This is a genomic window from Luteimonas sp. KH_071, from assembly GCF_057838005.1.
The window spans coordinates 398677-418740 of record NZ_CM174458.1 but is presented as its reverse complement, the minus strand read 5'-3'; the positions used below and the strand labels follow the sequence as shown (position 1 = coordinate 418740).

Genomic DNA, 20064 nt, shown 5'->3' with positions numbered 1-20064 from the left:
TACATCGCCATGTCGAATCCGTTCCGCAACGTACTTCCGTTGGTGCTCCTGGCCTTGGCCACGACACATGCCGGGCCCGTGGCTGCCGACGACGCGTCTGCAGGTTTTGCCCGGTGCATGGACGCCTCCGAAGGCGTGACCGTCGACATGCTCAACTGCATCGACGCCGAGATTGTGCTGCAGGATGCACGCCTCAACAGCGAGTACCGTCAAACGCTGGCCGCTTTGACCCAAGGCCAACAGGCCCGTTTGCGCACCGCGCAGCGGCTGTGGGTGCAGTACAGGGACGCGAACTGCAGGTTCCTGGCGGACCCGGAGGGCGGTACCTTGGCCACGGTGATGTCGGTGGATTGCAGGCGTCAGATGACCACCGAGCGCGCGAGCGAGCTGGCGCGGTTGCGACCGCAGACCTGAGGCGTGTAGCCGCCGGATTTCGCTGCGCTCTGCGCATCCTGCGGTGAGGGCACGTGTGCTTTGCAGGTTGGCTAGAACACAGCGAAACCCGCGACGTCGATCAGTCTGTCTGCTTCGCCATCAGCCACGGCGCAAGCAGGGCCTGTGCGTCCTCCAGCGACGCGACGATGCGATGCCCGAGCGCGCGCACGTCATCGTCGGGCGCCAGCAGATCCGGCACCTGCACCGCGGTCATGCCCGCCGCGAGCGCGGCGCGCACGCCCGTCGGCGAATCCTCCAGTACCAGACACTGCGCCGGCGGCACGCCGATGCGCTCGGCGGCGAGCAGGTAGACATCGGGCGCCGGCTTGGGCTGCGCGACATCGCTGCTGGTACAGACCACGTCGAAATACTTCGAGAGTCCCGCTGCTTCGAGCTTGCGCTGCGCCAGCGACGACCGCGTCGAAGTCGCGACCGCACGGGGCATGTCGTGCGCGACGAGCAACTCCAGCAACGCGACGACGCCCGGTCGATGCGGCAGGCCGGCCTCGGCCATCGCCACGTAGCGGGCGTGTCCGCTTGCCAGCAACGCATCGGTCGCGGCAATGCCCACACGATCCACCAGCAACGCGCGGCAGACCGCATCTCCGCGGCCGGTCATGCCCAGCCACCAGTCGGGCTCGATGTCCGCGCCCCGCTCTGCCGCGGCCTCACGAAAGCAATCGAGAATCGCGCGCTCGCTGTCGAGCAGCAGCCCGTCCATGTCGAAGATCACCGCCGCGGGTCGGAACGGCAGCGGCGCGATTTCAACCATGGGCGGTCATCAGCCTCTCGATATCCGCGGCATCGAGCGCACGCCACGCGCCTTCCGGCAGATCATCGAGCGCGAGTCCGCCGACGCGGCTGCGATGCAGCGCGACGACGTGGTTGCCGACCGCGGCGAACATGCGCCGCACCTGGTGATAGCGGCCTTCGGTGATCGTCAGCCGCGCCTGCGTCGGTGACAGCACATCGAGCACCGCGGGTTTGAGCGGCGTGTTGTCCGCCTCCAGCAGCATCGCGCCGCTGGCGAACAGCACGGCCTCGTTGCCACGCAACGGCTCGGCGAGCGTGGCCTCGTAGACCTTCGGCAACGCGGCCTTGGGCGAGATGATCCGGTGCAGCAGCTGGCCATCGTCGGTGAACAGCAGCAGCCCACTGGTCTCTCGATCGAGTCGACCGACCGTCGACAGCACCGGCGATCGCAGCCGGAAACGCGGCGGCAACAGGTCGTAGACGAGGCGCCCGGTGTCCTTGGTCGAACAGGTGTAGCCGGACGGCTTGTGCAGCAACAGGGTCAGGCCGAGCGGCGGATCCAGCGGTTCGCCGTCGACGCGCACGTCGTCGTGACCCACCTGGTCGTCGGCGTACAGCACGTCGCCCGTCGCATCGGTCACCCGGCCTTCGCGGAACATCCACGCGACCTGCTTGCGGCTGCCGTAGCCGAGATTAGCCAGCAGTTTGACCAGCTTCATGCGCGGCGCCTCGCCGGCGTCGCGCGGGCGCGCACTGCGTGGATCACCTTGAACGCACCGCTGGACGCCACCTCGTTGACCTCGCTGAAACGCGCATCGAGCACCTCCTCGTAGGGCAGATGCCGGTTGGCGACCAGCCACAGCGCGCCGCCCGGCTTCAACGCGACCGCGGCGGCGCCGATGAACGCACGGCCGATATCGGGCCGGCCTTCGCGGCCATGCGCATGGAACGGCGGATTGCTGACGATGACGTCGTAGCCCTGCGGCACGCCGGTGGTCACGTCGTGCCAGTGGTAGGCCAGCGTCGCGCCCGCGCCGAGTGCGGAAAGATTCCGGCGCGCCAGCGTCAGCGCGCGGCCTTCTGCTTCGAAGACGTCCAGCGCGGTGATGCCCTTGCAACGTTGCAGAAGTTCCGCTGACAGATAGCCGTAGCCGGCGCCCAGATCGGCGGCGCACCCGCCCAGCGTGGCCGGCAGATGGGAGGCCAGCAGCGCGGAGGCCGGATCGATGCGGTCCCAAGCGAACACGCCCGGGCGACTGTGGAACCGGCCGCCGAGTACCTCGCGCGGACGGTCCAGCGTGGCCCAGCGCTCGACCAGCGCGGTGTCCACGGTGTCGCCGGCCTGCGCCCAGAACACGCGGCATTTGTGCTTCGACAGCGCGCCGATGTTGCCGGCGAGCTTCGCGAGATCGTCCTGCGCGGACTTCGCACCTTCATCGTTGGACACGCTGGCCAGCACCCAACCGCCCGGCGTCACCGACTGCAGCGCACGCGCCAGCACCGCGCGTGATTCGTCGCGCTGGCGCGGCGGCAGCACCAGCACCAGCGGCTTGCGAGGGAGTGCCACATCGTCGGCGTCGCCGGGCAACGCATCGAGGCCCGCGCGCTGCAGGGCCGCATGCAGCGGCTTGAAGCTCTGCTCGCAGACCAGACCCGGCCAGCGACCGCCGGTCGTCGGCACACCCGGACGCGCGCGCAGGAACAGCGCGCCATCGTCGGGCCACGGGATCTGGCGCTGTTCAAGCGGCAGGAACAGGGCGTCGAGGGCGGGATCGGACATCGGTTCGGACAGGGTGGGACGGCCGTGGATTCTACCGGCCCCGCCAGTGCGCCGGCCGCGCCCGGCTTCGCACGCGACGCGAACGCAAGATTGATGAAACCGCAACATCGCCCTCCGCACGATGGACCGAACCCCACAGAGGAGATCTGCATGCCCATCCACGCCCTGTTCGTTGGCGGCACCATCGACAACAGCGAGCTCGATCTAGACGGCACGGAGCCGCCGCACCGCTATCCGCCCGACACCGGTGGCGGCCAGTCGCGCTATCGCCTGCATGCGATCGGCAGGCGCGACGACGAGGTTGTCTACGCGGTCTATGGCGGCCCGGACATCGCACACGAAGACGTACAGCGCGTCAGCGAGGAGCGTGATTACGCGCGGCGTTTCGGGGCCCGCGAAACCATCGTGGGCTGAGCCTGGAGCGCGCCCGGCATCCGCTGCCGGGCGCGCATCACCATCACTCCTGCAGCGCGCGCAGCGTCACCGACGGCGGTGCATCCAGCACCTTGCGCGTCGCCCACAGTCCGGCCAACAACGTCATCAGCACGCCGATGCCGCCGCCGGCCGCGGCCAACGCCCAGTTCGGTGTCCACGGCAGGTCGAATACCCGCACGGCGATCACGCCGGCCAGTACCGAGGCCGCGATCGACGCCACCAGTCCCGCGAGCAGCCCGATCGCTGCGAATTCCGATGCCTGCGCCAACCGCAGTTGCGCGCGTTTTCCGCCGAGCACGCGCATCACGCCGCCTTCGAGCAGACGCTCGTCCTGACTGGCGCTGACCGCCGCCAGCAGCACCAGTACGCCGGCCGCCAGCGAGAACCAGAACACCACCTGCACCACCGTCGACACCTGGTCGGCCGTGCTGCGCACCTGGGTCAGCACCGCGTCGATGTCGACCACGGACAGGTTCGGAAACTGCTGCACCAGATCGGCGGTGAAGCGCGGCTTGTCGGTCGGCACGCGGACCGCGGTGATGTGGCTGGCCGGGTACGCATCCAGCGCGCCAGGTGAGGCGACGACGAAGAAGTTCGGCCGGAAGCTCTCCCACTCGATGCTGCGGAAGCTGGTGATCGGCGCTTCGAAGCGCTGGCCGGCGATGTCGAAGACGATGCGGTCGCCGAGCTGCCAGCCCAGGTCCTTGGCGAAGCCTTCCTCGACCGAAATTTCAGAGGATGCCGGCGCGGCCTCGCCCCAGAATGTGCCTGCGGTCACCCGGTTGTCGTCACGCAGATCGCTCTGCATCGACAGGTTGAACTCGCGTTCGGCGCGGCGTTGCGCCTGGCGATCCTGCGCTTCGTCGCCGCTGCGGCCGGCAAAATCCTCGCCGCGCACCGGCTCACCGTTCCGCTCGATCAGACGCGCGCGGATCATCGGGAACAGCACCGGCGCATCGATCCCCTGATCGGCGATGAAGGCGCGTACCGGATCGAGCTGGTCGGGCTGCACGTTGATGATGAAGCGGTTCGGCGCGTCCTGGCCGATCGCGAGTTGCCAGCGGTCGAGCAGATCGGTGCGCACGAAGGTCAGCAGCAGCAACGCCATCAGGCCGAGGCCGAGTGCAGTGACCTGGGCCACGCTGGTGCCTGCGCGCCGGCTCACATTGGCCAGGCCGTAGCGCAGGCTGCCGCGCAGCCGCGACCGCAGCGCGCGCACCAGCAGGATCAGGCCCCAGGCGAGCAATGCGAGCACCGCGAACGTCGCCGCGATGCCGGCGAGCATCGCGCCGCCCAGCGTCGCCGAGCCCGCCTTCCACCACAGCAGCGCGGCGAGGCCGACGAAACCGGCGCCGCCGACCAGCCACGCACTCGGCTCGAAACCACCGAGATCGCGACGCAGTACGCGCAAGGCCGGCACACGGCGCAGCGCGAGCACCGGCGGCGCACCGAAGGCCATCAGCACGACGAGGCCGACGCCGTAGCCCTGCAGCGCCGGCATCAGTCCGGCCGCGGGGATCGACAGCCCCAGCAGCGATTCCAGCCAGCGGCCGATACCCCACTGCAGGCCGAAGGCGACGACGACGCCCAGCGTGCAGGCGATGACACCGAGCAGCAGCAGCTCGCCGACATGGATGCCGACCAGGGTGCGCTGCTGCGCGCCCATGCAGCGCATCACCGCGACGGACGTCAGATGCCGGGCCGAGTGCTGGCGCGCAGCCATCGCCACTGCGACCGCAGCGAGAATCACCGAGACCAGCGCGGCGAGGCCGAGGAAACGACCGGCGCGATCAAGCGAGGAGCGCACTTCCGGGCGCGCATCGCCGATGGTTTCCACGCGCTGCCCGCGGCCAATGTTCGCGCGCGCGGCGTTGGCGAAGACGTCGACCGCGTTCGCGTCACCGGCGATCACCAGGCGATAGCGGATGCGGCTGCCGGGCTGGATCAGGCCGGTGGCCTCGAGATCGGACAGATGCAGGAACACCTTCGGCGCGACGTTGAAATAATCGATCGACGCATCCGGTTCCTGCAGCACCAGCGCGGTCAGGCGGAAGCTGCGGTCGCCGAGAAACACGGTGTCGCCGACCGACGCGCCGAGCGTGTCGGCGCCGGCGCGGCTCATCCATGCGGTGCCGGGCTCGGGCACGGCCTCGGCATCGCGTTCGACGCCGTCGGCGCGGGCGATGCGGAAGCTGCCGCGCAGCGGGAAGCCGTCGCCGAGCGCACGCACGTCGCCGAGCTGCAGATTCGCGGTGTCGCCCGCGCCGACGCGGATCATGCTGTCGAGCTCGACGGTGTCGACCGATTCGAGTCCGGGGGCCGTCGACGCATCGCGGATCGCGCCTTCGATCGGTGCGTCGCCGCGTACCACCGCGTCGCCGCCGAGCAGGCGGTTGGCTTCGATCGCCAGCGCGCGCTCGGCGCGATCGGTGACGAAGCCGACCGCGGTGACCGCGACGACCGCGAGCACCAGCGCGGCGAACAGGATGCGGATGTCGCCGGCTTTGAAGTCGCGGCGCAGCTGGCGCCACGCGAGCGCGGCGGTCCTCATGCGGGCATCGCCTCGTCGGCGACCAGCCGGCCGCTGTCGATGCGCAACCGGCGTTTGCAGCGCTGCGCCAGGTGATCGTCGTGGGTGACCAGCACCAGGGTGGTGCCGGCGTCGGCATTGAGCGCGAACAGCAGTTCGATGATCGACTGACCGGTCGCGGTATCGAGGTTGCCGGTGGGCTCGTCGGCGAACAGCAGCGACGGTCGGGTTACGAACGCACGCGCCAGTGCCACGCGCTGCTGCTCGCCGCCGGAGAGCTGGCGCGGGTAATGGCCGAGGCGCTCGGCCAGTCCCACGCGCGCGAGCACGTCGCGGGCCGGACCTTCCACCTCGCGATCGCCGCGCAGTTCCAGCGGCAGCATCACGTTCTCCAGCGCGGTCAGCGACGGCAGCAGCTGGAAGCTCTGGAACACGAAGCCGACCTTCTCGCCGCGCACCTTCGCGCGGCCGTCCTCGTCGAGCGTCGAGATCGGCGCACCATCGAGCACCACCGTGCCGGTACTCGGCGTATCGAGGCCGGCGAGCAGCGACAGCAGCGTGCTCTTGCCGGAACCCGACGCGCCGACGATCGCCACCGTGTCGCCATGGCCGATGCGGAAGCCCACGTCCTGCAGGATCGTCAGCTCGCCCGACGGCAGTGCCACGCGCTTGCCCAGTCCTGCGACATCCAGTGCATGGCCCGCGCGCGGGGTTTCATCTTGCGTGGGGGTACCGTCGTGCATAGATATCCTTCGATGTTTCGAACCAGCGCCGCGCACGTCGCCAAGCAGCGGCGTCGCCGGACCGACCGGAGATGTGGGAATGACTGAGGGAACTGCGGCCGCGCGCCGCCGGATGCAAGCACGCTGTGCGCGCTGGATGTTGGCGTGCCTGCTGGCCCTGCCCGTTCTAGCACAGGCGCAGTCGGCGTCGCCTGCAGCCGCGCCGGACGGCGATGCCAGGACCATTCTGGTCATGGGTGATTCACTCTCCGCGGGCTACGGCATGTCCGCTGGCGAAGGCTGGGTGTCGCTGCTGCAACAGCGCCTGCAGCGCGATGCGCCCGGTTGGCGGGTGGTCAATGCGAGCATCTCGGGCGAAACCAGCGCGGGTGGCGCATCCCGGATCGTCCAGGCCGTGGTCCGCGAGCAGCCCGACATCGTGATCATCGCCCTCGGTGCCAACGACGGCCTGCGCGGCCTGCCGCTGGCCGATGCGCGCCGCAACCTCGCGCGGATGATCGGCGCGTCCCAGCACGTTGGCGCGCAGGTGCTGCTGGTCGGCATGCGCATGCCGCCCAACCTCGGCGCCGACTACACCCGCGGCTTCGAAGAGAACTATCGCCTGCTGGCAAAAACTTTCGACACCGCGCTGCTGCCGTTCCTGCTTGAGCCGATCGCCAATGATCGCGCGAACTTCCAGGACGACAACCTGCATCCGACCGCGGCAGTGCAGGCGCAGTTGCTCGACCATGTGTGGCCCGCGCTGCAGCCGCTGCTGCGCTGATCGCAACGCACGTTGTAAATGTTAGCGCCGCGTGATGCATCCAGTGCGCCCTGCATGTGCGTAGTGCATGTCGATCCTGCCGCAGATGTGGCAGGCCTCATCCCCGTCTCCGGACGACATCAAGAGAATCCGACATGAAGCGCAATCTGCTCGCCACGATGCTGCTCACCTCGATCGCCGCCCTGACCGCCTGTCAGCAGGACGCCGCCACCGAGACCACCGCAGCCGCCACCGCGCCGGTCGAGGCCCCCGCTGCCGCGCCGCAGGACACCACGGCCATGGATCCGGCGATGTCCGCCGAGGCCGATGCCTCCGCACAGACCGAGAACCCGATGGTGGGCGGCGCGCCGATGTTCGCCGACCGCGACATCGTCACCAACGCGTCCACCTCGCAGGATCACACCACGCTGGTCGCCGCGGTCCAGGCCGCAGGCCTCGTCGACACCCTGAAGGGTCCGGGCCCGTTCACGGTGTTCGCGCCGACCAATGCCGCATTCGAGAAGCTGCCGGCCGGTACCGTTGACGGCCTGCTGAAGCCGGAAATGAAGGACGACCTGGCGAAGGTCCTGACCTATCACGTCGTGTCCGGCAACGTCGACGCCGCTGCGCTGACGCAGCAGATCCAGGCCGGTGGTGGCAGCGCGATGCTCAAGACCGTGCAGGGCGAAGAGCTGACCGCCAAGGCCGACGGCGGCAAGGTCACGCTGACCGATGCCAAGGGCAATGTGGCCACGGTCACCACCGCCGACGTCCGCCAGAGCAACGGCGTGATCCACGTCATCGATACCGTCCTGATGCCGTAACCCATCCGCCGGCATCGCCTTCGAGGCGATGCCGGCATGGGCGCACTCCATGCGGACTCCTCGTCTGGTCCGCGTGTCTCCGGAAGGAGGCGGTCTTCGGATCGCCTCCTTTTTTCGTGCGCGTCATTCCGAGCCGGGCCGGCTGCCCGATGCCGCGTCGGGAGCGGCAACCGAGGGCCGTTACAGCACTCCCGCGGCCGTCACCGGGCGGCCGATACCCCCGCCGCATCGCGCAGCAGCGGATAGGGGTTCACCGGTGTGCCGGTCCACCACTGCTTCTCCGGTGTCAGCCGGAAGATGGCGAAGTGCAGATGCGGCGCGGCAGGATCGGCATTGCCGCTGCTGCCGACGGTACCCAGCACATCGCCCCGCTTCACGGTGACGCCCTCGGCCAGCCCCGGCGCGTAGGCCTGCAGATGCGCGTAGTAGTACGCGAACTGCCTGCTGGGTTCGAACTGGTAGATCGTCAGCCCGCCCCGGTCGCTGGTGAACAGCTTCTCGATCGTGCCGTCGGCGACCGCGAGAATCGGCGTCCCCGTCGGCGCCATGATGTCGAGCGCCTCGTGCTGGCGCTCGCTGCCGCGCGCATCGCCGAACGTGTCCTGGATGTCGGTGATGGCAATCCCCTGCACCGGCAACAGCAGACCTGCAGGCGATGCGGCATCCAGGACAGGTGCAGGGGTCGGCTGCGTGGTCGGCCGACCTGGTGACGGCCCCGCGCCCGGCGCGTCGATCACCGCTGCGGTGGGGGGTGGTGGCGTGCGCCCGGAAATCGCATTGCCGGGAACCGGTTGCGCAGGCACCGCATCGACCACGTCATCGGCCTGGCTCGCGCCCCGCTCCAACAACGGCCCGTCCTGCCAGACGAACCACGCGAGATTGACCAGCAGCAGCACCGCAATCAGCGCGATCCAGGTTCCCGGCCGTTTCATCGCTTATTCCTCGAGCAGCGCGACCGTACCCGGCTTGACCACATCGCCAACGCGACGCGCGCTCCAGTTGGTCATGCGGATGCAGCCGTGCGACTGGGTCTTGCCGATATTCTGCGGCTCGGGTGTGCCGTGAATGCCGTAATGCGGCTTCGACAGATCGATCCACACGGTGCCCACCGGGTTGTTGGGGCCGGCCGGCAACGCGGCCTTGGCGTGCGACGGATCCGCATCCCAGAACAGGTCCGGGTTGTAGTGGAAGGTGGGATCGGTGGCGACGCCTTCGATCTTCCACTCGCCGATCGGCAGCGGATCGTGCTCGGTACCGGTCGACGCCGGGAACTGCGCGTAGACCTTGCCGCCGGCATCCACCAGGCGCACGACCGAATCCGACTTGCTCACGACCACGCGCGCAGGCTCGGCCAGAGGCGCGGCCTCGGCGATGTTCGGCACGACGAGGCGCGTCCCGGCCTTGAAGTCGCTGCCGGGATTGAGCCGGCGCAGCAGCGCGGGCGATGCATGGAAGCGTTCGCCGAGTGCTTCGACGACGTTCTCGAAGCCGAGGGCGTCCTGCTTCGACTGCGCCATCATGTCGTCGGGCACCGCGACGAACGGGCCGGCGACGTCTTCGGCCGTCAGCGTGTGCGCGAGCAGCGCGGGCGTATCGTCGCCGGTCAATGCCTCCCAGGTGCGCGCATCGAGTTCGCCGGTCGCCTCGATGCCGCGAAAGCGCTGGAACGCGGCAATCGCGCGTGTGGTGTTGGTACCGCCGCGTGCGTCGATTTCGCCAGGCGAGAAATGCACACGATCGAGCAGCACCTGGGTGCGCAGCATCGCCGCATCGCCGGCGTCCATGTCCGCTGCATTGACCGACTGGGCGGTCAGCGCCGAGGACGCTTCGGCGTTCTGCGCAGTGTCATCGCGTGCGGGCGCGTCCTGCGCGAATGCGGGCGCGGCGACCAGCAGCAGGGCGAATGCGCAGACAGGCGCGCGGGCAGTGCGGATCCAGTGGGCGGGCATGGCGTCGTTCCTTGGGCTCGAGACGCCGCATCCTCACGGCGCGCGCGCGCCAGCCGCGTGAAGCCGCACGTGGTCCATTCAGCGTGCCGGGCAGCGCAGCAGCTTCGAGTCGCGCCGCCACGCCGGATCGTTGGCGTAGGCGAACAGCAACTGGCCGCCCTTGAGATCGTCGATCACCGCCTGCGCCACTTCATCGCGCACCGCGGGACATCCCCAGCTGCGGCCGAGCCGGCCCTGCCGACGTGCCTGGGTCGGATCCACGTAATCAGCGCCGTGCATGACGATCAACCGCTCGCGCGCGCGGCCGTTGATGCCGGGCTCGAGTCCGTCCATGCGCAGCGAATAGCCGTTCTGTCCGGTGTAGGTCTCGGCGGTCGCGAACAGACCCAGGCTCGACTGGTAACTGCCTTCGACATCGGAGAACACGGTCGGCACGTCGTCACCGCTGCCACGCCCATGCGCGACGTGCTCGGCATGCAGCAGACGACCGGCCTGTACATCGAAGATCCACATGCGGACCTCGGTCGATGGACGCGAATAGTCGATGACCGCGAGCCGGCGTCCGACCTCGTGCCCGCGTGCCGCGCACGCGCGTGCGTCGAGTGCGAGCGACAGCACCTCGCGATCGAGTGCCGGCGCCGCGGCGGACAACGTATCGAGTGTCGCGTCAGCGGCCCGGAGCAGCGGCGGGGACATCAGCAGCGACAGGATCAGGATTGTCCGGAGCACGGGGATGCGCATGCGCCAGAGCTTAGCGGTCGGCGAGTGGGCGTCGCATGCATTTTCGCCCTGGCGGCCACCACGCTTGACACCGCCGCAAGTGTATTGTTGTATTGATACACATGGACGCAAGCCTGCTCTCGATCCAGCCCAATGCCGCCGAGCCGCTCTACCGGCAGATCACCGGTCAGATCCGGCGGCTGGTCGCGGGCGGCGTGCTGCAGCCCGGCGAGGCGCTGCCCTCGGTTCGCGACGTCGCCGCGCTGCATGCGATCAATCCCATGACCGTGTCCAAGGCCTACAGCCAGTTGGAAGCCGAGGGTGTGCTGCTGCGCCTGCGCGGCAAGGGCATGGTCGTGGCCGATTTCGTCGCGCCGCCTGATCTCGCCGCGCGCTGGACCCTGATCGATCCAGCGCTGGATGCGCTGGCGCGCCAGGCGCGCGAACTCGAACTGCCGGCCGACGCCCTGCTCGCCCGTCTCAAGACCCGACTCACGGAGGATCCGCAATGAACGCCATGCTCGAACGCTCCCACACCGCTTTCGACACGGCGGCGCCCCTCGCCGTCGAAGGTCTGATCAAGCAGTACGACCACTGCAGCGTGCTGCGCGGCGTGTCGCTGGCGATCGAACCCGGCGTGGTACTCGGGCTGATCGGCCGCAACGGCGCCGGCAAGAGCACGCTGATCCGGGCGATGCTCGGCCTGATCGAACCCGACGCCGGCAGCGCGAGCGTATGGGGCGTGCCCGCACTGCGCCTGACCGATGCGATCAAGCAACGGCTCGGCTACGTGCCACAGCAGCCCGAGGCGATGGCCTGGCTGAAGGTCGGCGAGATGCTGGATTTCATCGGGCGTTTCTATCCGCGCTGGGATGCCACCTACGTCGACGCGACGCTGGAGCGCTGGCAGCTGCCGCGCAATCGCATGCTGGCCAAGCTCTCGCCCGGCGAGCGCCAGCGCGTCGCGATCCTGCGCGCGCTCGCGCCGCAACCGGAACTGCTGGTGCTCGATGAGCCTGCCTCGGCGTTGGATCCGGTGGGCCGCCGCGAACTGCTGCGCGAGATCGCCTCGCGCGCCGGCGAGTCCGGCACCACGGTGCTGTTCTCGACCCACATCGTGTCCGACCTCGAACGCGTCGCTTCGCATGTCGCGTTCCTCCACGAAGGCCGGCTGCTGCTGCACAGCGAGCTCGACAGTCTCAAGGAACGCAACCTGCGCCTGCACGTGCCCGAAGCGGTGGCTGCGCAGCTGCGCGACGACGTGCCCGGCGAAGTCTCACGTCGTCCGCATCCCTACGGCGGCCTGTCGATCACGGTGCTGCGCGGCGAAGACGCACCCTGGCCCGATTTGCTGCGCGTACCCGGTGTGCGTGCCGAGGCGCTGTCGTTGGAGGATCTGTTCATCGAGGTGTCGGCATGAGCGCCGTGGCCGCGCACGCGCCTGCGGGCCCAATGACCACCGCGCTGGCGGTGATGGCGGCCTCTACCTCGCTGCGGCATCGCGTCTGGATGGGCGTCTGCGTCGCGCTGCTCGCCGTGGCGGCTATGGTCATCGCGTTCGTCGCGCGCGATGCGAACAAGATTCCGATCGCGCTCACCGGTCTCGTCGCCATTGCCAACGTCGTCCTGTGGAGCGGCTGGTTCAGCCGCCTAGCACTGCTGCAGACCCAGACTTCGCAATGGTGCCTGCCCGGCATCCGCGTCGCGGTCGCACGCACCCTGCTGTTGGGCGCCTGCGCGACGGTCGTGGTCCCGGGCGCGGCCCTCGTGCTGCTGGGCGGTGCCGATCCGCTGCAGGCGATCGGCCTGCCGATGCTCGGTGCGCTGGGAGGTCTGCTGTTCGTACTGGTGCCATGGCCGCTGGCGTGTGCACTGGTGATGCTGCCGAGCATCGGCGCCTCGATGCTGCGTCCCCTCATCGAGCGCTTCGTGGGCACCGATGCCTCCTGGTTCTCGTCCGACCTGCTGCTGCCGTCGCTTGTGTGCACGGCACTGCTGGTCGTCTGGCGCTGGTCGGCCGTGGTGCGCATGCGGGATCTGGATGCGGTGCCACAATGGCGCCGGCCGGCGGTCCTGGCACGTCCGCAGAACGCGATGGACTTCGGCGCGACGCCGGACAAAGACACCGATGCCAACGCATGGCAGGCCCGCGCCGGATGGCTGGCACCGGTCACGCGTGCAGATGATGCCGGCCCGCACGACCCCGCTTCCGCGATCGGCGCCTGCCTGGGCGGCGCGATGGGTCGGGTCGCACCGCGCGAAGCGGTGAAGCAATGGGCCTTGGTGACCGTGCTGCTGGCCGCAGTGTTCGTGCTGCCGCTGCACGACGACAGCGCGCTGATCCGGGATGCGCTGGTGGTCGGCGGACTGGTCGGCCTGCTCGCGACCGGCTGGACACTCGCACTGCGCCTGCATCGGCAGCGGCTGCGGCCGTCGGGTGAGTTCTCCGAGCTGGCCCTGCTGCCCGGCCTCGGCGGACCCGATCGCGCACGCGACGCACTGCTGCGCTGCCTGCGACTGCGGCTGGGTCGCCTGCTGCTGGTTGCGCTGGCGGCGCAGTTGCTGCTGGTCTGGTTCCGCGCCATGCCTGCGGTCCACGTCGCGCTGATGGGGCTGCTGTGGATCGGCGTCTGTGCCGGCAGCCTGGTGCTGTGCGCCACTGTCCTCGCGGGGCGCCGCCTGGATTCGGTGCGCATGTTCTTCACCATGCTGCCACTGGGCATCCTGACGATCACGACCCTGATGCTCGCGTTCATGCGCGTTCCGCCGGGCGGCGCCTCGACAGCACTCCTCGTGTGCTGGTGCCTTTCGATCCCCGCCTATGCGGCCGCCGCGTTGCCCCTGCTGCGCGCATTACGCGCACAGCCGCACGCGTTCCTGACGCCCTGAACCGCGCCGACCACTTGATTGCCGGTTAAGCCCGCCCGGCGCATGCTCGAATTCCAGTCCTACATCCTGCGCACATTGCCTGCGCAGTCGGGAGTCCCTGCAATGAATCGCCGATCCCTGCCCCTGCTGCTCGCCGCCGCGCTCAGCGCCCTCGCGATGCCGGCGCTTGCCGGCAACGACGTTACCGATCCGGAACTGCCGCGCAGCCTCACCGGCGACAGCCCGGTCGCGGTGGCGTGGACCGATCCCGAAGCGTTCTCCGATATCCGCTTCAGCGGCAATCGCTGGGAAGCGCGCAGAGGCGACTGGGTCGAACAGATCGCGCGGTACGTGCGCCAGCGCGCGGAGCGCGAACTACCGGCCGGCAGCACGCTCGACGTGACCATCCGCGACATCCGCCGCGCCGGCATGTACGAGCCTTGGAACGGCCCGCGCATGGATCACGTGCGGATCATCAAGGATCACTACCCGCCGCGGATCGATCTCGACTTCGTGCTGCGCGACGCCACCGGCACCGTGATCGCGGAAGGCCCGCGCGAGCTGCGCGACATGGGCTTCCTCAACCGCGCCGGCAGCGCGATGAACAGCGATGCGCTGCGCTACGAGAAGCAGCTGGTCGACGACTGGCTGCGGCGTGATCTGCGGCCTGCGATCGCGCAGCGTTGACGGTTCGCTCTGCTTGAGAAAGCCGCGCAATCGCGCGGCTTTTTTCTTGCGCGCGCCAGACCCGTTGTGGTCAGCGACGACGCGCTTGCCTCAAGCACGCCGCGGTCGGATGGGCGTGCTCACGATCGTCACCGGTGCTGCACTTTCGGCCTCGGTTCTCGGCCCCGTTTTCTGGCTTGGCTTCGGCTTCGGCTTCGGCTTCGGCTTCGGCTTTCAGCTTTTGACTTGAATCGAGCCGTAAAGCGAGCCGAGCATCGCAGGGCGGCGGGGTCGAAGAGCAGCCCATGTCTGAGCGCAGCGAGTTTGGGCTGCGTACCCCGTCGTCCGAGAAGCGCAGGGGACCGCCGCGGCTGTATCGCGGCGGATCGCGTCCGGCGAAGGGACCTTTTGGTTCCTTTTGGGTCCATCCAAAAGGGACTCGCACGCGCAGCGGGCGAAAGCCCTGCACTTGCTCCAGCTTCTTAGCTCGTCGCTCGTCGCTCGTCGCTCGTCGCTCGTCGCTTTGCGACTCTGATCTTCTGAACAAAACAATGGATCAACCGCAGGAGCGAAGATCAAAGACAGGGCTTCCGCGCTGTCGCGCGGCTTACTTTTGTCTTGGCAAAAGTAAGCAAAACCGTCTTCGCCGGACGCGAGCCGATGCGATGAAACCGCATCGGTGCCCTCCGCTCCTCGCCTGACGCGGCACGCAGCCCAAACTCGCTGCGCTCAGACATGGGCTGCTCTTCGGCCACGCCAGGCTCCGGTGCTCGGCTCGCTCTACGGCTCGATTCAAGTCAAAAGCTGAGAGCCAAGCCAAAGCCAGGAGCAAGAACAAGCGCAAAGGAAAAGGAAAAGGAAAAGGCAAAGCGGAAAAATCGGAAGCAGAAACTTAGGCCGCCACTCAGGTCTGGAAACCCCATTCCGCGCCAGTCCCAGGCAACGCGCTGCAACATCCATCGAATCGAATCAAAGAAAAAGCCGCGTGCAAACACGCGGCCTTTTCCCGATCAAATCAACCGACGCGTGAGATCACCCCGGCGGCGCAGCGCCCTCAACGCACCACGCTGAGGAAATGCATGTGACGCTGGTACTGGTCGAGCACGTCGTGGATCAATTCGTCCTTGCGCCAGCCCATGACGTCGTAGTCCTGACCGCCTTCGCGCAGATGCACTTCCGCGCGATAGAAGCGATCATCGTCGCGGCGCTTGCGGCGCGGATCCTGCAGCATGAAGGTCGGCGGCTCGTACGGGATCGGGCGCACCGAATAGAAGAAGTCCATTTCCGCGCCATGTCCCACTTCCACCCAGACGCGTCCGTCCTCGCCTTCCTCGACGCGGACTTCGAGACCCTGCTTGCGCAGCTCCGCGGCCACGTCCTCGAGTGCAGGCTTCACCTGGCCCGACAGGAACGCGAGCACCTCCTTCTGCGGCGGGTTGTGCGACAGCGCGCGCAGGCGCACCTTCCAGTCGCCGCCGCCACCGAGACCGACCGGTGCGATGCGCGCATCGCGCATGCTGTTGCGCTTGACGACCTCCAGCCGCATCGCCCGCACCATGCCCCAGCACATCAGGATCATGACCACGGTGAATGGCAATGCGGAGGCGATCGTGCCGGCCTGCAGTGCACTCAATCCGCCTGCGATCAGCAACGCGATCGCGATCGCGCCCACCAGCAGTGCCCAGAAAATCCGCTGCCATACCGGGGACTCTTCTTCCCCCTTCGACGAGAGCATGTCGATGACCAGCGCACCCGAGTCTGCCGAGGTCACGAAGAAGATCACCACCAGCAGCGTCGCGATACCCGAGGTCAGCGTCGACAGCGGGTAGTCTTCGAGGAACTGGAAGATCGCCACCGAACTGTCAGCCGACACCGCGGCCACCAGTTCCGTCGAGCCCTCGACCATGACCTGGTACAGCGCGCTGTTGCCGTAGATCGTCATCCAGAGGAACGTGAAGCCCAGCGGCACCAGCAGCACACCGACGACGAACTCGCGGATCGTGCGGCCACGCGAGATGCGCGCGATGAACATGCCCACGAACGGCGACCAGGCGATCCACCAGCCCCAGTAGAACAGCGTCCAGCCGCCCAGCCACGTCGGTCGCTGGTCGTAGGCGTAGAGGTTGAACGTCATCGAGAACACGTTGGAGATGTACATGCCGGTGTTCTGTACGAACGCCTGCAGCAGGTACACCGTCGGCCCCATGACCAGCACGAACGCCAGCAGGCCGACCGCCAGGATCATGTTGAACTCCGACAGACGGCGCACGCCCCGGTCGAGACCGGTGAACACCGAGCCGGTGGCGATCAGGATGATGCCGGCGATCAGCACGACCTGGACATTGGTGCTGACCGTGACGCCAAACAGGTAATTCAGGCCGGAATTGATCTGGATCACGCCCAGGCCCAGCGAGGTCGCCAGACCGAAGATCGTACCCAGCACCGCGAACGTGTCGACCGCGTGGCCGATCGGGCCGTGGATGCGATCACCGATCAGCGGATACAGCGATGAGCGGATGCGCAGCGGCAGGCCGTGACGATAGGAGAAGTACGCCAGCGACAACGCGACCACTGCGTAGATCGCCCATGCATGCACGCCCCAATGGAAGAAGGTGATGCGCATCGCCTGGCGCGCGGCGGCCACTGTCTCGGCGTCACCGACCGGCGGATCGGCGTAATGCATGATCGGCTCGGCCACGCCGAAGAACATCAGGCCGATGCCCATGCCGGCCGCGAACAGCATCGCGAACCACGTGGGGTAGCTGTAATCGGGCGTGCTGTGATCCGGGCCCAGCTTCAGCCGGCCGAAGCTGCTGACCGCCATGCCGATGATGAACACCAGGAAGCCCGCGACCGCGAGGATGGTGAACCAGCCCGCGTCCACCGCCACCCATTCCTTGGCCGCGTTGAACGCGGTCTCCGATGCATCCGGCGCGATGAACGACAGCGCGACCAGCACCAGGATGATCAGTGCGGACGGATAGAAGACCGGACCGAGGATGCGCGAATGCCAGGCTTCCGGCACTTCCGGTTCGGGCGTTGCGCCGGGGCGCGGGTTGGGTTCGTTCATGCCTTTTCCTTTGGAAGGGGACGGGCGACGCCGCCCTGCAGACTGCCGCAGGACGGTGGACATCCGGTGAAACGTGCCGGCGTCTGCGCGGCGACACGTGAAATGCCGGGCACAGGGCCCGGCCAGAAATCAGAAGTAGAAGCCGACGTTGACGTTGAGCCGCGAGTGCCAGCCGTCGTTCGCAGGATCGCGCACGCCGATGCCGGGACCACCGGCGAACCACATGTTCTTGCCGGCGATCCAGTCGACATACGTCAGCATCACGCCCTTGCCGAAGCTGCAACCGGTGACGTTCTGGATCGAATCGCGCAGGCCCGGGTCGCTGCCGACCGGCAAGGTCGCGCTGGCGTTGTTGTAGCAGGTGATGCTGTCGAACCAGCCGGTGCGCTGCACGTCGTAGGCGACGTTGAACGTCGGCACGTCGGCTTCCGACGCGATCTCGAACGGAAACATGAAGGCCGACATCGCGATGCGCGGCTCCGGATTGTCGTAGCGGTAACGCGCCCACTGCGCCTGCAGCGTCAGCGGACCGCGCACCCACTGCCCGTGCACGGCGCCGCCGGTGTGGTCGTGCTTGCCGCCGTCGATGCGGTTCTCGATACGGCCGGCGAATGCCGATGCGCCCCACGTGGTTTCCCAGCCGTTCGCTTCGCTGCTGTGCTCGTAGCGCACGATGCCGCGTTCACGCTCGCGGTAGGGCAGGTCTTCGGTCGTCGCGACATCGAACGAGTAGCGGTCGAAGTTCGCGCCGGTACCGTACTCGTCGCCGGCGAAGACACCCGCGTGCCACTGGTGCGCGCCGGACTGGCGCTGCCAGACCACGCCGAGGTCGTAATCGTCTTCGAGACCGAGGTAATAGCCCGAGCCGAACCAGAAACTGTGCGAAGCGGTGGGCAGCAGACCGAACGGCACCTGCTGGATGCCGGCGCGGATGTCCGAGGTGGCGCCCCGAGTCCCGTCTTCGAGTTTCCAGCCTGCGTACGCATGGTGCACGGCATCGAATCCGTCGTACCAGCGGTACTGCAGCGAGAAGAAAGCCGGGCCGGCGTTACCGCGCGCATCGACCCGGAGCAGTTCGAGCTCGGGACCGCTGCTGGGCCCGTAATCGAGCCAGCCGTAGTTGAAGCGGACCGCGCCGCCGAGTTCGAAACCAGGTGTCTCCTCCGCACTTTCCTGCGCCGACACGGCAGGCGCCGCAGCCACGAACACACCACACAACAACCATTTGAAACCGCGCGAAATCACGACGGGTCTGCCCTCCTCGATTAACTCGTATATGCAATGCAGACCGGCCATCTTAATGATTTCTGCACGAACACCCAAATCCACGAAGTTCCAAACCTGCTGAAAACGGCTCGAAAACAGGGGTTTTCACGCGCCCATGAAAATGCAACGCGCACGCGCTTCCGCTCGCCGGACGCGGTGTCTGCAGGCAAAGGTGCCGCGGTGATCAGAATTCAATGGCAGGGCGCAACGCCCGATGCATGCGTCGCCACACGCGCCGGCTATGATTCATGAACGGCGATGATGCCGTTGTGCAGGCACGTTCATGACCGTCTATGTCGACGATGCGGTCCATCCCTGGCGCGGCGAGCGCTGGGCGCATCTGCTCGCCGACACACTTGAGGAACTGCATGCATTCGCCGCATTGCTCGGCATCCCGCGTCGCGCGTTCCAGGACCGTACCAGCGGTGCGCATTACGACGTGACCGCGGCGATGCGCGAACGTGCGATCGCACTGGGCGCCATGCCGATCTCGCGTCACGACGATCGCGCGCTGGTGCGCGCGGTGATCGCGAACGCGCGCCGGCAGGGACGCGGCGAAGCGTCGTAGGTGAAGCCTGCGCGCGGCGGCGGTATCCTGCGCGCAGTTTCCACACCGCATTCCGACGCCATGACCGATACGCCGCCCGACCATCTCTCCAACGACCCGCGCAGCCCGCACTACAACGAGGCGGCGATGAACCGCGGCATCGGCATCCGCTTCAACGGCAACGAGCGTCGCGACGTCGAGGAGTACTGCGTGAGCGAAGGCTGGATCCGTGTGGCCGCGGGCCGTGCGCTCGATCGCCGCGGCCAGCCACTGACCGTCAAGTTGCGCGGCACCGTGGAACCCTATTTCCATCTCGACGCCTGATCCGCCCATCTGAGGACGCGCCCGATGCAGTACCTGCTGCTGATCTACACCGACGACACCCTGCTCGACGGTCTGGCCGAGGGCGAGTACGACACGATGATGCGCGGTTGCCTGCAGCATGCCGATGCGCTGCAGGCCGAGGGTACGTTGCTGGGGTTCCAGCAGCTCGAGCACGCGAACACCGCCAAGACCGTGCGCACGCGCGGCGGCCGCACGCAGGTGTTCGACGGTCCGTTCTCGGAGACCAAGGAAATGCTGGCCGGCTTCAATCTGATCGAAGCCGACAGCGAGGAAGAGGCGTTGCGTATCGCCGGCGGGTTCCCGTGGGCGCGCACCGGCAGCATCGAGGTGCGGCCAGTGCGCGACGTGACGCAGGTACGCACGCGCGTCGGCGCCTGATCGCCTGCGTTCT

General features: G+C 67.9%; 23 protein-coding genes. 12 read left to right on the top strand and 11 right to left on the bottom strand.

The window, feature by feature from the left end; all coding sequences use genetic code 11:
* Positions 1–9: 9 nt before the first annotated feature.
* A complete protein-coding gene (locus AC3IRM_RS01910; protein ID WP_489204633.1) occupies positions 10–414 on the top strand; it encodes a lysozyme inhibitor LprI family protein in 405 nt (134 codons plus the stop codon).
* A gap of 100 nt (positions 415–514) precedes the next feature.
* Here the strand turns inward: AC3IRM_RS01910 and AC3IRM_RS01905 are convergent, their stop codons facing one another.
* Genes AC3IRM_RS01905 through AC3IRM_RS01895 form a run of 3 tightly spaced genes read right to left on the bottom strand, consistent with a single transcriptional unit; the run spans position 515 to position 2968 of the window.
* Entirely contained in the window at positions 515–1207 is a 693-nt protein-coding gene (locus AC3IRM_RS01905; RefSeq protein WP_489204632.1) for an HAD family hydrolase, read from the bottom strand.
* Positions 1200–1907 (bottom strand): pseudouridine synthase, encoded by a 708-nt coding sequence (locus tag AC3IRM_RS01900; protein WP_489204631.1) that lies wholly within the window; start codon positions 1905–1907, stop codon positions 1200–1202. Before AC3IRM_RS01900 ends, AC3IRM_RS01905 begins: the two co-directional genes overlap by 8 nt.
* The gene (locus AC3IRM_RS01895; protein ID WP_489204630.1) at positions 1904–2968 is read right to left on the bottom strand and encodes a class I SAM-dependent methyltransferase; all 1065 of its coding nucleotides are present in this window, start codon (positions 2966–2968) and stop codon (positions 1904–1906) included. Before AC3IRM_RS01895 ends, AC3IRM_RS01900 begins: the two co-directional genes overlap by 4 nt.
* Before the next feature lie 156 nt (positions 2969–3124).
* On the opposite strand from AC3IRM_RS01895, the gene AC3IRM_RS01890 reads away from it, so the two are divergent.
* Entirely contained in the window at positions 3125–3382 is a 258-nt protein-coding gene (locus AC3IRM_RS01890; RefSeq protein ID WP_489205801.1) for a hypothetical protein, read from the top strand.
* A gap of 43 nt (positions 3383–3425) precedes the next feature.
* On the opposite strand, the gene AC3IRM_RS01885 is transcribed toward AC3IRM_RS01890, so the two are convergent.
* Both AC3IRM_RS01885 and AC3IRM_RS01880 read right to left on the bottom strand, forming a co-directional pair.
* The gene (locus AC3IRM_RS01885; protein WP_489204629.1) at positions 3426–5954 is read right to left on the bottom strand and encodes an ABC transporter permease; all 2529 of its coding nucleotides are present in this window, start codon (positions 5952–5954) and stop codon (positions 3426–3428) included.
* The gene (locus tag AC3IRM_RS01880) at positions 5951–6676 is read right to left on the bottom strand and encodes an ABC transporter ATP-binding protein (protein WP_489204628.1); all 726 of its coding nucleotides are present in this window, start codon (positions 6674–6676) and stop codon (positions 5951–5953) included. The genes AC3IRM_RS01885 and AC3IRM_RS01880 overlap by 4 nt, the downstream gene beginning before the upstream one ends.
* 79 nt (positions 6677–6755) lie before the next feature.
* On the opposite strand from AC3IRM_RS01880, the gene AC3IRM_RS01875 reads away from it, so the two are divergent.
* Both AC3IRM_RS01875 and AC3IRM_RS01870 read left to right on the top strand, forming a co-directional pair.
* Positions 6756–7439, top strand: a complete 684-nt coding sequence (locus tag AC3IRM_RS01875) for an arylesterase (RefSeq protein WP_489204627.1) — start codon at positions 6756–6758, stop codon at positions 7437–7439.
* A 278-nt stretch (positions 7440–7717) separates the two neighbouring features.
* Positions 7718–8242 carry a fasciclin domain-containing protein gene (locus tag AC3IRM_RS01870; RefSeq protein ID WP_489205800.1) on the top strand — a complete coding sequence of 175 codons (525 nt, stop codon included), beginning with the start codon at positions 7718–7720 and terminating at the stop codon, positions 8240–8242.
* Between the two features lie 200 nt (positions 8243–8442).
* Here the strand turns inward: AC3IRM_RS01870 and AC3IRM_RS01865 are convergent, their stop codons facing one another.
* The 3 genes from AC3IRM_RS01865 to AC3IRM_RS01855 form a co-directional block, all read right to left on the bottom strand.
* The gene (locus AC3IRM_RS01865) at positions 8443–9174 is read right to left on the bottom strand and encodes a M23 family metallopeptidase (RefSeq protein ID WP_489204626.1); all 732 of its coding nucleotides are present in this window, start codon (positions 9172–9174) and stop codon (positions 8443–8445) included.
* A 3-nt stretch (positions 9175–9177) separates the two neighbouring features.
* A complete protein-coding gene (locus AC3IRM_RS01860; protein WP_489204625.1) occupies positions 9178–10191 on the bottom strand; it encodes a L,D-transpeptidase family protein in 1014 nt (337 codons plus the stop codon).
* Positions 10192–10269: 78 nt separating this feature from the next.
* Positions 10270–10920 carry a murein L,D-transpeptidase catalytic domain family protein gene (locus tag AC3IRM_RS01855; protein ID WP_489204624.1) on the bottom strand — a complete coding sequence of 217 codons (651 nt, stop codon included), beginning with the start codon at positions 10918–10920 and terminating at the stop codon, positions 10270–10272.
* Between the two features lie 113 nt (positions 10921–11033).
* On the opposite strand from AC3IRM_RS01855, the gene AC3IRM_RS01850 reads away from it, so the two are divergent.
* The 4 genes from AC3IRM_RS01850 (at position 11034) to AC3IRM_RS01835 (ending at position 14466) form a co-directional block, all read left to right on the top strand.
* The gene (locus AC3IRM_RS01850) at positions 11034–11423 is read left to right on the top strand and encodes a GntR family transcriptional regulator (protein ID WP_489204623.1); all 390 of its coding nucleotides are present in this window, start codon (positions 11034–11036) and stop codon (positions 11421–11423) included.
* Entirely contained in the window at positions 11420–12331 is a 912-nt protein-coding gene (locus AC3IRM_RS01845; protein WP_489204622.1) for an ABC transporter ATP-binding protein, read from the top strand. The genes AC3IRM_RS01850 and AC3IRM_RS01845 overlap by 4 nt, the downstream gene beginning before the upstream one ends.
* Complete coding sequence (locus AC3IRM_RS01840) at positions 12328–13800, top strand: hypothetical protein (RefSeq protein WP_489204621.1); 1473 nt, start codon at positions 12328–12330, stop codon at positions 13798–13800. The genes AC3IRM_RS01845 and AC3IRM_RS01840 overlap by 4 nt, the downstream gene beginning before the upstream one ends.
* Before the next feature lie 102 nt (positions 13801–13902).
* Complete coding sequence (locus AC3IRM_RS01835) at positions 13903–14466, top strand: DUF3016 domain-containing protein (protein ID WP_489204620.1); 564 nt, start codon at positions 13903–13905, stop codon at positions 14464–14466.
* Between the two features lie 776 nt (positions 14467–15242).
* On the opposite strand, the gene AC3IRM_RS01830 is transcribed toward AC3IRM_RS01835, so the two are convergent.
* The 3 genes from AC3IRM_RS01830 to AC3IRM_RS01820 all read right to left on the bottom strand — a co-directional run bounded on the left by AC3IRM_RS01830 (position 15243) and on the right by AC3IRM_RS01820 (position 18718).
* On the bottom strand, positions 15243–15440 hold the full coding sequence (locus AC3IRM_RS01830) for a hypothetical protein (protein ID WP_489204619.1): 198 nt from the start codon (positions 15438–15440) through the stop codon (positions 15243–15245).
* A 59-nt stretch (positions 15441–15499) separates the two neighbouring features.
* Entirely contained in the window at positions 15500–17515 is a 2016-nt protein-coding gene (locus AC3IRM_RS01825) for a BCCT family transporter (protein ID WP_489204618.1), read from the bottom strand.
* A gap of 129 nt (positions 17516–17644) precedes the next feature.
* On the bottom strand, positions 17645–18718 hold the full coding sequence (locus AC3IRM_RS01820; protein ID WP_489204617.1) for a hypothetical protein: 1074 nt from the start codon (positions 18716–18718) through the stop codon (positions 17645–17647).
* A 78-nt stretch (positions 18719–18796) separates the two neighbouring features.
* Between AC3IRM_RS01820 and AC3IRM_RS01815 the strand changes: the two genes are divergently transcribed.
* Genes AC3IRM_RS01815 through AC3IRM_RS01800 form a run of 4 tightly spaced genes read left to right on the top strand, consistent with a single transcriptional unit; the run spans position 18797 to position 20051 of the window.
* Entirely contained in the window at positions 18797–19033 is a 237-nt protein-coding gene (locus tag AC3IRM_RS01815; protein WP_489204616.1) for a hypothetical protein, read from the top strand.
* Positions 19034–19064: 31 nt separating this feature from the next.
* On the top strand, positions 19065–19349 hold the full coding sequence (locus tag AC3IRM_RS01810; RefSeq protein WP_489204615.1) for a DUF4031 domain-containing protein: 285 nt from the start codon (positions 19065–19067) through the stop codon (positions 19347–19349).
* A gap of 60 nt (positions 19350–19409) precedes the next feature.
* Positions 19410–19652 (top strand): DUF3297 family protein, encoded by a 243-nt coding sequence (locus tag AC3IRM_RS01805; protein ID WP_055249995.1) that lies wholly within the window; start codon positions 19410–19412, stop codon positions 19650–19652.
* A 24-nt stretch (positions 19653–19676) separates the two neighbouring features.
* The gene (locus AC3IRM_RS01800) at positions 19677–20051 is read left to right on the top strand and encodes a YciI family protein (RefSeq protein WP_489204614.1); all 375 of its coding nucleotides are present in this window, start codon (positions 19677–19679) and stop codon (positions 20049–20051) included.
* Positions 20052–20064: the final 13 nt, after the last annotated feature.

What these genes read in the sequence shown, in the direction of transcription:
- AC3IRM_RS01910 (WP_489204633.1), top strand. Translation starts at nt 10, where the DNA reads ATGTCGAATCCGTTCCGCAACGTACTTCCGTTGGTGCTCCTGGCCTTG.
- AC3IRM_RS01905 (WP_489204632.1), bottom strand. Translation starts at nt 1,207, where the DNA reads ATGGTTGAAATCGCGCCGCTGCCGTTCCGACCCGCGGCGGTGATCTTC.
- AC3IRM_RS01900 (WP_489204631.1), bottom strand. Translation starts at nt 1,907, where the DNA reads ATGAAGCTGGTCAAACTGCTGGCTAATCTCGGCTACGGCAGCCGCAAG.
- AC3IRM_RS01895 (WP_489204630.1), bottom strand. Translation starts at nt 2,968, where the DNA reads ATGTCCGATCCCGCCCTCGACGCCCTGTTCCTGCCGCTTGAACAGCGC.
- AC3IRM_RS01885 (WP_489204629.1), bottom strand. Translation starts at nt 5,954, where the DNA reads ATGAGGACCGCCGCGCTCGCGTGGCGCCAGCTGCGCCGCGACTTCAAA.
- AC3IRM_RS01880 (WP_489204628.1), bottom strand. Translation starts at nt 6,676, where the DNA reads ATGCACGACGGTACCCCCACGCAAGATGAAACCCCGCGCGCGGGCCAT.
- AC3IRM_RS01875 (WP_489204627.1), top strand. Translation starts at nt 6,756, where the DNA reads ATGACTGAGGGAACTGCGGCCGCGCGCCGCCGGATGCAAGCACGCTGT.
- AC3IRM_RS01870 (WP_489205800.1), top strand. Translation starts at nt 7,718, where the DNA reads ATGGATCCGGCGATGTCCGCCGAGGCCGATGCCTCCGCACAGACCGAG.
- AC3IRM_RS01865 (WP_489204626.1), bottom strand. Translation starts at nt 9,174, where the DNA reads ATGAAACGGCCGGGAACCTGGATCGCGCTGATTGCGGTGCTGCTGCTG.
- AC3IRM_RS01860 (WP_489204625.1), bottom strand. Translation starts at nt 10,191, where the DNA reads ATGCCCGCCCACTGGATCCGCACTGCCCGCGCGCCTGTCTGCGCATTC.
- AC3IRM_RS01850 (WP_489204623.1), top strand. Translation starts at nt 11,034, where the DNA reads ATGGACGCAAGCCTGCTCTCGATCCAGCCCAATGCCGCCGAGCCGCTC.
- AC3IRM_RS01845 (WP_489204622.1), top strand. Translation starts at nt 11,420, where the DNA reads ATGAACGCCATGCTCGAACGCTCCCACACCGCTTTCGACACGGCGGCG.
- AC3IRM_RS01840 (WP_489204621.1), top strand. Translation starts at nt 12,328, where the DNA reads ATGAGCGCCGTGGCCGCGCACGCGCCTGCGGGCCCAATGACCACCGCG.
- AC3IRM_RS01835 (WP_489204620.1), top strand. Translation starts at nt 13,903, where the DNA reads ATGAATCGCCGATCCCTGCCCCTGCTGCTCGCCGCCGCGCTCAGCGCC.
- AC3IRM_RS01825 (WP_489204618.1), bottom strand. Translation starts at nt 17,515, where the DNA reads ATGAACGAACCCAACCCGCGCCCCGGCGCAACGCCCGAACCGGAAGTG.
- AC3IRM_RS01815 (WP_489204616.1), top strand. Translation starts at nt 18,797, where the DNA reads ATGCAGACCGGCCATCTTAATGATTTCTGCACGAACACCCAAATCCAC.
- AC3IRM_RS01810 (WP_489204615.1), top strand. Translation starts at nt 19,065, where the DNA reads ATGACCGTCTATGTCGACGATGCGGTCCATCCCTGGCGCGGCGAGCGC.
- AC3IRM_RS01805 (WP_055249995.1), top strand. Translation starts at nt 19,410, where the DNA reads ATGACCGATACGCCGCCCGACCATCTCTCCAACGACCCGCGCAGCCCG.
- AC3IRM_RS01800 (WP_489204614.1), top strand. Translation starts at nt 19,677, where the DNA reads ATGCAGTACCTGCTGCTGATCTACACCGACGACACCCTGCTCGACGGT.